The sequence below is a fragment of the Colwellia sp. BRX8-4 genome (assembly GCF_014077345.1).
Classification (GTDB): Bacteria; Pseudomonadota; Gammaproteobacteria; order Enterobacterales; family Alteromonadaceae; genus Colwellia_A.
Map to the genome: position 1 here is coordinate 134,381 of NZ_JACGVS010000003.1, position 12,178 is coordinate 146,558.

The 12,178-nt window shown below is 38.6% G+C and carries 7 protein-coding genes; 3 read left to right on the forward strand and 4 right to left on the reverse strand.

Translation table 11 applies throughout. The features are described from left to right. Positions 1-102: 102 nt before the first annotated feature. Both H4J56_RS04045 and H4J56_RS19610 read right to left on the reverse strand, forming a co-directional pair. Positions 103-1,281, reverse strand: coding sequence for a multidrug effflux MFS transporter (locus H4J56_RS04045; protein ID WP_182258921.1), 1,179 nt, complete (start codon positions 1,279-1,281; stop codon positions 103-105). Between the two features lie 242 nt (positions 1,282-1,523). After that, complete coding sequence (locus H4J56_RS19610; protein WP_310733827.1) at positions 1,524-1,910, reverse strand: LysR substrate-binding domain-containing protein; 387 nt, start codon at positions 1,908-1,910, stop codon at positions 1,524-1,526. A 138-nt stretch (positions 1,911-2,048) separates the two neighbouring features. Between H4J56_RS19610 and katG the strand changes: the two genes are divergently transcribed. After that, complete coding sequence (gene katG, locus H4J56_RS04055) at positions 2,049-4,271, forward strand: catalase/peroxidase HPI (RefSeq protein WP_182258922.1); 2,223 nt, start codon at positions 2,049-2,051, stop codon at positions 4,269-4,271. 372 nt (positions 4,272-4,643) lie between these two features. Here the strand turns inward: katG and H4J56_RS04060 are convergent, their stop codons facing one another. After that, positions 4,644-6,560, reverse strand: coding sequence for a S9 family peptidase (locus H4J56_RS04060; protein WP_182244072.1), 1,917 nt, complete (start codon positions 6,558-6,560; stop codon positions 4,644-4,646). A gap of 341 nt (positions 6,561-6,901) precedes the next feature. On the opposite strand from H4J56_RS04060, the gene H4J56_RS04065 reads away from it, so the two are divergent. Next, entirely contained in the window at positions 6,902-7,828 is a 927-nt protein-coding gene (locus H4J56_RS04065) for an ABC transporter ATP-binding protein (RefSeq protein ID WP_182214908.1), read from the forward strand. Next, positions 7,825-8,586 carry an ABC transporter permease gene (locus tag H4J56_RS04070; protein WP_070374125.1) on the forward strand — a complete coding sequence of 254 codons (762 nt, stop codon included), beginning with the start codon at positions 7,825-7,827 and terminating at the stop codon, positions 8,584-8,586. Before H4J56_RS04065 ends, H4J56_RS04070 begins: the two co-directional genes overlap by 4 nt. Positions 8,587-9,488: 902 nt before the next feature. Here the strand turns inward: H4J56_RS04070 and H4J56_RS04075 are convergent. Next, positions 9,489-11,648: a putative Ig domain-containing protein gene (locus H4J56_RS04075; RefSeq protein ID WP_182214910.1), complete on the reverse strand. Its 2,160-nt coding sequence runs from the start codon at positions 11,646-11,648 to the stop codon at positions 9,489-9,491. Positions 11,649-12,178: the final 530 nt, after the last annotated feature.

A 12,178-nucleotide genomic window follows, 5' to 3' on the forward strand; every position in this document is an offset into this window, starting at 1 on the left:
CAGCGATTACACTTTCTTGTGCCAGAGTCTCAAGTCAGGTATATCTTCATTATCTAAATTTAGTGGTAATCGTGGTAATAAATCAAAAATCACCACCAATTGCTAACCATCTAACATGATACGGGCTTTTACTTTAGGCAACTTCCAGATGAAATACACTGGAATTATTGACAACATTAATAACACCAATTGCTCAGCTTCATTGAGTGGCAATAGTTGTAATAAATATACAATAACTGCTGAACCACTCATTTGTACAAATCCTAACAGCGCTGAAGCTGAACCTGCCTTTTCACCAAAAGGTGCTAGAGCTTGTCCTGCACAAGCTCCCATCAGTAATGAAAAACCAAGTGAACTGATCATTATTGGTAACATAAAAGCGACAGGTGTTTGCCAAGTTAATAAAGCTAACATTAACAATCCGGCGACAATCAGCAAAACCATACCAAAACCTATGGTTACCCGCGCACCACATTTAACTAAAACCTGAGGAGCCAAAAAACAAGCGACAATATTAATGAGAGCATTGAGACTAAACCAATAAACAAAGCTTTGCTGATCTAACCCCAATCTCACCATTAACCAAGCAGGTGAACTCGTTACATAGGCAATAATAATTGCCATTGATAACATTACTACTAAAGCATTAAAAAGAAAGACAGGGTGTTTCGCCACCGTAATAAAATGCCCCAAGCTGATAAGATTTTTAGTGGGTATGGTATGTGTGGGCCTGGTTTCTTTGAGGGTAAAAAACAAAATCAAACCGGCAAAAACAGCATATCCTGTCATAAATTGAAAGTTACTTCGCCAGCCAAAATACTCGGTTAAAACATTACCCAGTAATGGTGCAAGCGCAGGAATACAGCATATAGCACTGTTTAAATAAGAGTACATCACGCCACTTTCTATTGCGTTGTATTTATCACGGACACTGGCAAAGGCGGCTACAACAATGGCGCAAGCACCAAAGCCTTGTACTAAACGACTAAGGAGAAAAAACGTTAAGTTATCTGCATAAGCACAAAGAAGAGAAGCCAAGCCATAAATAATTATACCAGCCATCGCAACGGGGCGACGACCATATCTATCAGCGAGTGGGCCACTTATCAGTTGACCAAAGCCCATACTTAGAATGAATATCGTTATGCTCCATTGAATTTCCTTCATGGGAACAAGAAGTTCTTCAGCCATAATGGGTAAAGCGGGTAAAAATATATCTATGGCTAAAGGGCTAAAAATAACCATTAAAATCAGCAGTGGTAAAAGTTGTCTATTTGTCATTTCAGTCTCAATAATGATGACTGCCTAGTATAAGATATTGGCGTTATTAGCAGAAGCGAATTATCGTTAATTTAATGAAACTAAACAGCATTTCGCTTTAACTATACTTGTTAGTTAATTGTTTGGTGAAAATATCTTTAAGTAGAGTTAATTCATTAGTTCGGACATAGTTAAGTCTAATGATTAAGACAATGGTGTGGTCCGGGTTCATTTACATGAATCACCCGAAGCTCTGACTCGTTCTAGGTCAATGGCTCTAAGGCTATCTGTGGCAAAAGCGTTTTACCAAGTTTTCCTGCAACCATTTGTATCAAAGTATGAGGACTCGCCGAGTCAACATCAGTGTCTTGCTTTTTGTGTGAAGGCTGTAAGCGGTAAGCTGCTATGGCATGATCTTTTAAGTAATGGCCTTCTTTTAACAACATCAGTTTATCAATTTCTAACGCTTCACTGGTAATTCCCTGAACTTTTTTTGGACACTGATCCTTATGACAGACCCAATAAAAGCCTTCTTGCCAAAAATTGAAACTGATCAATCCCTCAACAGAGTAGGGTAATGCAAGAATATCGGCATCAATTTCACTGGCAGGTACCTTTTCAACAAGTCTATGTGATAGGTCTTCAATAATTTTTAATTGGAAATATTAAACCAGTCATTATGTAAAATAGAACATTATCTTCAATTTAATCAACTATTCAATTCTCCTTATTGTTCTTATGCTAACGATGAAGTTTTATAAACCCATTATTATAAAAAAGGACTGCACATGTTTAATAAAACCCTTCCGATTGCTGCGGCAATCTCTGTTGCTTTATCTGCAATGGTAATACCTACAACTGCATTCGCGGCCAATGAAGTAAAAACCAATCAGTTTTGGTGGCCAGATATGTTAAATCTTAGCCCCTTACGTCAGCATAGCGCTGAATCTAATCCATACGGCGAACAATTCAATTATGCTGAAGAATTTGCCAGTCTTGATTTAACCCAACTTAAAAAAGATATTCAAACCACACTGACTGACTCAAAATCTTGGTGGCCTGCAGACTGGGGGCATTACGGCCCATTAATGATCCGCATGGCTTGGCACAGTGCTGGTGTGTATAGAGTACATGACGGGCGCGGCGGTTCGTCGGGTGGGCAACAACGTTTTGAACCCCTTAATAGTTGGCCTGATAATGCTAACTTAGATAAAGCGCGTCGATTATTATGGCCGGTTAAACAAAAATATGGTCGTAAAATTTCTTGGGCTGATTTGATGGTACTTTCGGGCAATGTAGCGCTAGAATCGATGGGCTTTAAAACCTTTGGTTTTGCTGGTGGCAGAACGGATGATTGGGAACCTGATTTAGTTTATTGGGGATCTGAAACGACCATGCTTACTGATAAACGTCGCGATAAAAAGGGTAAATTGAAAGGTCCTCTTGCTGCAGTAGAAATGGGCTTGATTTATGTTAATCCAGAAGGGCCCCATGGTAAACCTGATCCTCTCTTAGCTGCTCAAGACATCAGAATGTCATTTGGTCGTATGGCGATGAATGATGAAGAAATTGTTGCTTTAAGCGCTGGTGGTCATACTTTTGGTAAGGCACATGGAGCGAAAAAACCCAGTGATTGTGTTGGTGCAGAGCCCGCAGCCGCTGATATTGAAGCACAGGGTTTAGGCTGGAAAAACAAATGTGACAGCGGTGTTGGCGCAGATACGATAACCAGTGGCTTAGAAGGTGCTTGGACAACGACACCAACACAATGGTCAACGAATTACTTAGACAACCTAATGAACTTCAATTGGGTTCTAACGAAAAGCCCTGCAGGAGCTAAACAGTGGACACCTGAAAACAAAGCTGCGGTTAACTTAGTACCGGATGCCCATATCCCTAATAAACGTAATGCACCCATTATGTTTACTACAGATCTTGCTCTAAAAGAAGACCCTGAGTTTCGTAAAATTGTTGAACGTTTTAGAGCAGAGCCTGAAGCATTTGAAAAAGCTTTTGCTCGAGCTTGGTTTAAATTAACACATCGTGATATGGGACCTCGTGCAAGATACGTGGGCAGTGAAGTGCCGAGTGAAGTGCTAACATGGCAAGACCCTATTCCTGCGGTCAACTATCAACTGATTACCAAGCAAGATATTGCTGAGCTGAAAAAGCAAATTACACAGTCAGATTTAACCACTGCTGAGTTAGTGAGAACGGCTTGGGCTTCAGCGTCGAGTCATCGTGTCACCGATATGCGCGGCGGTGCTAATGGTGCTCGCATTAAACTAGAGCCACAAAATAGTTGGACGGTTAATAATCCAGCCGAACTTAATAAAGTATTAACAACACTTGAAGTTATTCAAGCTAAATACAATAAGCAATCAGCTAAAAGGCAAGTATCACTAGCAGACTTAATCGTATTAGGTGGCGCAGCAGCTATTGAAAGTGCAGCCAAAAAAGCAGGCACAACAGTAGCTGTCCCCTTTATGCCTGGCCGTGCTGATGCAACACAAGCACAAACTGATGTTAAATCATTTAATTATTTAGCACCAAAAGCGGATGGCTTTCGTAATTTTTATACGGATGAAAGTTACCTATCGCCAACAGAGATGTTAGTGGATAAAGCCAATTCTCTTGGTTTAAATGTCCCTGAAATGACGGTGTTGGTTGGCGGTATGCGAGCACTTGATGCAAACTATGATGGTTCATCTTTTGGGGTGTTCACAAATACTCCTGGTGTCTTAACGAATGATTTCTTTGTAAATTTATTAGATATGTCTACCGTGTGGACTAAAGATGAATCTACAGCTGGAATTTATATCGGTGCTGACCGCGCTTCAGGCAAGGTAAAGTGGCAAGCGACACCGGTTGATCTTATCTTTGGCTCGAGCTCTGAATTAAGAGCCATTGCCGAAGTGTATGCCTCAGATGATGCTGACAAAAAGTTTATTAATGACTTTATTAAAGCCTGGGTTAAAGTGATGCAATTAGACCGCTTTGATTTAAAGTAAGCTTGTTTATTTTTAAACTATATCGCTAATACGGCTAAGGCTGTATTAGCTTTTTTTAGCAATAACATCTCATTCAAAACCTGGATTAAAGTGATGCAACTAGGCCAGTTTGATTTAAAGTAAGCTTGTTTATTTTTAAACTATATCGCTAATACGGCTAAGGTTGTATTAGCTTTTTTAGCCATAACATCTTATTCAAAACCTGGATTTAAGTGATGCAACTAGGCTAGTTTGATTTAAAGTAAGGTTATTTTTAAACTATATCGCTAATACGGCTAAGGCTGTATTAGCTTTTTTTAGCAATAACATCTTATAAAAAAGGTAAAGTCTACAACAGACTTTACCTTTACATACGAGTTTTAGGTTAACAGACTATAAGTAGGTTTTTAAAAAGCTTAAGTACTTATTAGATGCTTCAATGCGATTAGCTTTTTTACTAAAGCCGTGACCTTCATCGTCAAAGACCAAATAGTCAACGAAAGTTCCACCGCTTCGAATAGACTCAACCATTTCATCACTTTCAATTTTTAATACTCTAGGGTCATTTTTACCTTGTACAACAAGTACCGGACTTTTGACTTTATCACCGAAGAATACTGGAGAAATACTGCGTAAACGTTCTCTATCTGTACTGGGATCACCTAACTCATCATAAAGAGACTGTCTAAAGGCCTCCCAGTAGGGTGGAATACTTTCTAGCGTTCTGACCCAATTAGTGACACCAAAGATATTGACACCGACAGTAAACTCATCGGTAAATGCCATTGCGGCCATGGTTAAATAGCCACCGTAACTTCCGCCAATAACCCCTATTCTATCTTTGTCGACCCAATCTAAAGTCTGTAAATAATATTTATTATAGACAACATCTTTTAAATCATGGTCACCGTGCTTCTTATCATCTAAATGAAAGAAGGTTTTACCATAGCCACTTGAACCACGGTTATTTATTCTAAAAATAGCGTAGCCGTTATTGACCAAATGCTGAATGGTAGCGGAATAACCCTTACGACTTTGACCTCCTGGGCCTCCATGTATCCATACTAAAGCAGGGACTTTTTGTGTAGCGGCTTGTTTGGGTTTATATAAAATCCCAGGAATTTCTAAACCATCAAAACTTTTAAAGCGGACAATTTCGCCAACAACTAAGTTCTCTTCAATAATATTAGGATTACCTGTGTTAGTTAAGCGCTTAATACGCTTTGATCCTAATTGATGAACATAGAGGTTAGAAGGCGACGTATCTGAATTGATATAAAAAATAACTAAACTGGCATCAGCTGAAAAGTTTACGCCACGTAAATCGCCACTGGGCAATTTAGGAAGTGTTAACGGTTGCTTTATTTTCAGGTCGATAATTTCTATTTTAGTTTGCGCATCGGCATTAACACCAGTGACTTGATAACGGCCATCTTTAGAGAAGTAAGTGAAACTAACGTCCCAATCTGCAGCGTAGTTTAGTGCTTGTGTTTTTGCTTTTATATCATAAGCCCAAGCCTGTTTATATTCGCCAAATTCGTCTGTTGAATATATCAGCCGCTTACTATCACGAGTAAAAGTGTAGGCACTGTGTTCAACATCACCTTGATGCTCAGTTATAAGTGCAGTTAACTCGTCTGCTTTATTTAAGTCGGCTAAATATAAATTGGAGTCTGCATTGCTATTCGTTTTGCTCAAAGCAATATACTGACCATTTGGGCTGATAGTTTCGACTGAATAGCCGGCAGAATTTTGATAAATAAGATCCCTTGAATAATCATCATTTTGATAACGGTATACATCAAAAAACTTAGGGTCCCTTTCATTAGAGGCAACAAAAAACTGTTTATTATCTTCATGCCAACCAACAAAATAAGCTTTTAAGTCTTTACCTGGGGTAAGGTCTTTTATGCTGCCTGATAATTCTCTTACATATAAATGATCTAATTCGTCACCGCCCTTGTCTGCGGTATAAAGAATTCTGTCGTCTTTAGGAAACCAACTTACTGCAAAAACAGAGTCAACTGTTGACTGAGTTAACTGTATTGGGGCTGAGCCATCAAGTGGCATTTTGTAGGCATTAAAAATACCTGTTTTATCATTACTGATCAAAACCGCACTGGCATCAGCATTAATTGATGAGCCAGAGACTGAGGTTGTTTTAAAGAACTCTTCTGCGCTATAGGTCTCAAAGACAGGTTTTTTTTCTTCGATAACGGCTTGTTTAGCTACCTCTTCGACGGGTTTAGAACAGGCAAAGAGTAATAGTCCTGTGCAAATTATTGTAATCAATAGCGGAAACTTTATCATGGGTGAAATCCTTTTGTTGCGATGATCAAGAAACTAAGTCAGTTGCTTGTTTTTTGTTCTATACCAGTATAGTGCATAAAATAAAGATTACAGATACGTTAATCAATGATGACAAAGTAGTAAAAATATAAACGTTAACAAGCGACATTTATTCATATAAATTTCACTTTATTTAACCCGTTTTAGCGTAACACCTAACCAAGCGTTTGATATTAGCTATGCCAAACAAGACCTGAATACAGCTAATACAAAAACGGGGCAACTAATTTATTGATTTTCCTAGCCATCAATAGGGTATGTCGTATACCTTAGTAGTATTCAAATACTGATGAGAAATAACCTTGCAACCCATTATTAAAATCACAGATGTTAACAAAGTATATGCGGGTGGTTTTCAAGCACTTAATAATATTAACTTATCAATAAAACCTGCTGAAATCTTTGCCTTGCTAGGACCAAACGGCGCAGGTAAAACTACACTGATCAGTGCTATTTGCGGCATAGTTGATGCCACGTCTGGGCAAATCACCGTTGATGGCAAAGATATCGTCACCGGTTACCGACATACCCGAAGTCTTATTGGCTTAGTACCACAAGAGTTAACCACTGACGCCTTTGAAACAGTATGGACAACAGTTTCATTTAGTCGAGGTTTATTCGGCAAAAAACCGAATCCAGCTTTTATAGAAAAAACGCTAAAATCATTATCACTTTGGGATAAAAAAGATAACAAGATGATTGAGTTATCCGGTGGTATGAAACGACGAGTGATGATAGCTAAAGCGCTCTCTCATGAACCTGCTATTTTGTTTTTAGATGAACCAACCGCAGGTGTCGATGTAGAGCTGCGCAAAGATATGTGGCAACTGGTTAGAGAATTACGCAACGACGGTGTCACCATTATTTTAACGACACACTATATTGAAGAGGCTGAGGAAATAGCCGACCGTATTGGTGTGATCAAAAACGGCCAGCTCATTTTAGTTGAAGATAAAATAGCGTTAATGAATCAATTGGGTAAAAAGCAATTGATCCTCGATTTAAAAGAACCGTTAATTGAAATGCCTGCGCAATTGACTGATTTCAATTTACAGCTACAAAATGAAGGGATGCAATTAATTTATAGTTACGACACCACCAATGAACACACAGGAATATCTGCTTTACTTCAGCAATTGTCATTAGCGGGTATTGCCTTTAAAGATATCAAAACAGATCAAAGTTCGTTAGAAGATATATTTGTTTCATTAGTAAGGGAAAAAACATGAATCGTTATGCTGTTGCGGCTATTTACAAGTTTGAAATGGCCAGGACTAAACGTACTATTTTTCAAAGTATTATTTCTCCAGTGATTTCGACGTCACTTTATTTCGTTGTTTTTGGTTCTGCCATTGGCTCTCGAATTACTGAAATAGATGGCGTGAGCTACGGTGCTTTTATTGTTCCTGGGTTAATTATGCTCTCGCTGTTAACACAAAGTATTTCCAACGCCTCATTTGGTATTTATTTTCCTAAATTTACCGGCACTATTTATGAACTACTTTCTGCTCCGGTATCTTCCTTTGAGGTGCTGCTCGGTTATGTCGGTGCGGCAGCGACAAAATCCATTTTGCTAGCATTGATTATTCTAGCAACAGCACATTTCTTTGTGCCTCTGGAAATAGCCCATCCATTTTGGATGTTGTTCTTTTTAGTGATGACCGCTATAACCTTTAGTTTGTTTGGTTTTATTATTGGCATCTGGGCAGATAATTTTGAGAAACTACAAGTGATCCCACTTATTGTTATTACGCCTTTGGTTTTCTTAGGGGGCACTTTTTATTCTGTCAGTATGCTGCCGCCGTTTTGGCAAACAGTAACGCAATTTAACCCAGTTTTTTATTTGATTAGTGGCTTTCGATGGAGTTTTTATGAAGTGGCTGACGTAAGTTTACTAACAAGCTTTTTTGTGATGAGTGGCTTTTTAGCTTTTTGCTTATTAGCGGTTACTTGGATATTTAAAAGTGGTTATCAGATAAAACAATAAAAGAGATAGGCTGTTTACGCTATTTAAGCAAAAGTTACTAAAGGTTTTGTCCATTATGTACGACCTTTAGTGCTTTGTTTAGGCGATAAAATATAGGGTTACTTTGCCAATTAACAATACGGTTAAGCCAAATCCTATATTCAACACGAGTTCACTCTTGAGTAACATTTTTAGTGTTTTCATAAAATCTCTCCACTTATTCGAATAACTTTATTCTCTCCTCAACATTAATTATTATTAATAAATAGTGTCGAGAAGTTATTATTAAGTAGTACGAGATGTGTTGGATGATGGTTTACTTTCAATTAAAACTAAATAAATTAATGATGAGATAATGCGAACTGATTAAGTCAGTCTTTCATTAAATGCCTAACGCTGACTACTTGCTGATAAATGCTATAGTTTCACTTAATATTCATTGGGCGATAAAGACGAGTCAATAATATTTAAGCTGTTATCTGTTAATAAAGTAATGAATTTTATATCTTAGCTGACGGTAAAAATATTGGGTTTACTGTTTATTTTGGGAAGAGTCATCATCGCTGAAAGATTTTTACATCGCTAGATTCTATTTTTTTTGCGGAGATTAAAAGGAGTTATTTAAAAGTTACTAAAGGCTTTGTCCATTATGTACGACCTTTAGTGCTTTTCTTAGGCGATAAAATATAGGGTTATTTTGCCAATTAACAATACGGTTAAGCCAAATCCTATATTCAACACGAGTTCACTCTTGAGTAACATTTTTGATATTTTCATAAAACCTCTCCGCTTATTCAAATAAGTCTATTAAAACGAGATAAAAGGGCTTAGCAATGTAAACCAGAACCCTTTTTATTTTACTAACAATTAATGTAAAACTTAGCTAATTAAAACACAAGCTAAGTTTTATTTTTTTATCAACACTATTCATTATGACCGAAAGTAATATTATCAAAATAGCTTACGGTATCTGCAGCTCTGCCGTCAGTAAATTCAGGGAAAACTATTACCGAGTCAATATTAATGGTTTCAGCCATACCAATACGGCTAGAAAAGTCAAAAGTAAGCTCTTCCCATTCATTGATTTTAGTATTAGGTACCTTGATTTCTGCTTGTGCCGCAGCGCCTACAGAGAACTTTAATGCCACATCACTGATAACAGACTTATAAACCATTATTTTAACAATGCTATTGGTTGCGTCCATCGTAAATGGTGTGGTATTGGCCGCCGTTGTTTCAGTACCAGCCCATGGCTGACCTGCCATTCTAGCGGTAAACATAGCAACTGTTGTTGAGTCATTCACTGTTGATGAAGCCGGGTTAGCAACAAATTCGAGTGCAGGGTTATCATCATTTTCAAATACCGCCCAAACAAAATCACTGCCTAAACCTGTGGCTTCAAAGTCATATGGAGTTCCAACGGCAACAAAGTTACCTGCAGAGACTTCTTCAGCAGCAGGGGTGGTAAAATCATCAAAGTAGAAAGTCCAGTTAGCGGCATCGCTCGCGGCATCGCCCATCACGCCATTATCAAAAATTAGGGTAAGTCTGGTTTCACTTGTACTGGTCGCGCCAGTAAAATCAAAGTTCAACTCTTCCCATCCTGAACCAGTATGGTTTGCTGTTCTTTCTGCATCCATATCGTCAAATTTAACTAAAACGGGTACAGCACGCGAAGCCCAAACTTTCATGGTAATCATGCTATTAGCTGGAATTGCCGCTGGTGTAGCCAATGTCATTGTTGAACCACCCCAAGTTTGGCCCGCAGATTTTGTCATTTGACCCACTTGAGCGCTGGTATTAATACCCGTTGCATCTGGGTTGGCTAGCACAACGGCTGCACCTCCATCAAAATCATTAAAGGTGTAGCTTTGTGGATCAGCTTCAAAATCAGTGGTACTTGTAGAGCCACCAACTACGACTTCTTCTTCAGCGGTTGCAGGTGTTGTTATTTCGTCATAATAAAAGGTCCAATCTGCCGCGTTTCCTTCTGCGTCGCCCATAGTGCCTAAATCAAATATTACCGTAACGCTGTCTAAGGCGCCGGTTACATCATCTGCAAAATCGTAACTAAGATTTTCCCAGCCAGTGCCTGCATGATCCATTGATATTTCTTTATTAATGCCTTCAAGTTTAAATAACACAGGTACTGCACGCGCCGACCAAACTTTCATTGTGAAGGTGTTATCTTCCGCAGCCAAGGTTAATGCTGTAGGCAAGGTTAGTGTACTGCCTCCCCAAGGTTGTCCAGCCAATTTTTGCATTTCTACGACTTGGTTGCTGGTATTTATGCCCATTGCTTGTGGATTAGCCATCACAGTTGACATGCCACCATCAAAATTATTGAAAGCATAGGTCTCTGCAGCACCTTCAAAAGCAATCATATTACGGGTGTTTTCAACTGCAGCGTCAGCAACGGTAATGGTAAATGTTTGCATTGTATCTACAGTGCCATCATTCACTGTTAAGGTGATTTCTGTAGCAGCAACATCACCCGATGCCGGTGTGCCTGACAATATGCCTGTACTGTCATCAAACGTTAACCAAGAAAGCGCGCCTGGGACAGTTGTTGACATTGTCAATGTATCGCTGTCAGCATCGGTTGCCATAAGTGTGTAGGAGTATGACTCACCAACAGTAGCACTTGTAACGCCAGTACTTGTAATAACAGCAGCATTGTTAGCTTGTGCTTGAACAGTGACTGAAACAGTAAAGGATTGAGTGATTTCATCAGTTCCATCACTTACGGTTAAAGTAATTGCCGTATCTCCGGCATCACTATCCGCTGGCGTACCCGTTAAGCTTCCGGTTGCACTATCAAACGTTAACCAAGCGGGTAAATTTGTGGCTGACATTGTTAAAGTGTCACCATCGGCATCGGCAGCGACTAGTGAGTAGCTATAAGTGGAACCTGATTCAATTGTTGTGACCGCTGTGCTGCTAATAGTTGGTGCGGAGTTAACTTCTATAACGTCAGCAACTTTATCATCGCTTGAACTTCCCCCACATGCAGATAAAGCTAAACCTAGGCTTAGGACGATTATGTTTTTGTTGAAGCTTTTTTTATTTTTTATATTAGTCATTTAGATCCCCTATAAACTGTTCAATTGTCATTTGATTATTTGCAGTATTGGCAATATAAAACCAAGCTTGTGTCGTTATACTTAGGTTTGTATATAGCAGCCGTGCTGCTTAGTTGAAGGTACTCACTTGGCTAATTAAATAGCCAAACTTGTTCTTCTTTTATTATTTTATGATGCATTTCTAGTTAAATTTAACTGAGATTAATCGTAGAAAAGCCAAAAATAAACTACAGTAAAAAGTGATACAAACAATCAGGAAACGGTGAGTCGTCCCTAATTTCATGGTCAAGTGGGTTTTTATTAAATTTTGCACTTTAATTGGGTTTTTATTGAGCGATTTGACTTTAAAGTGTACGGGTTTGTTGGTGTAAGGAGATAAATAATAGCTTTTATCCGCTAATTGTTAGCGGTGTTTTACACGTGATGGGCGATTTTATCGGGCAATCAACCCTTGAAATAATGCGGAGTATTTATTAGTGTGATGGCAAGATACTAAGGTTGAACACTTATCAATTGGGTGTTTTTTGGTG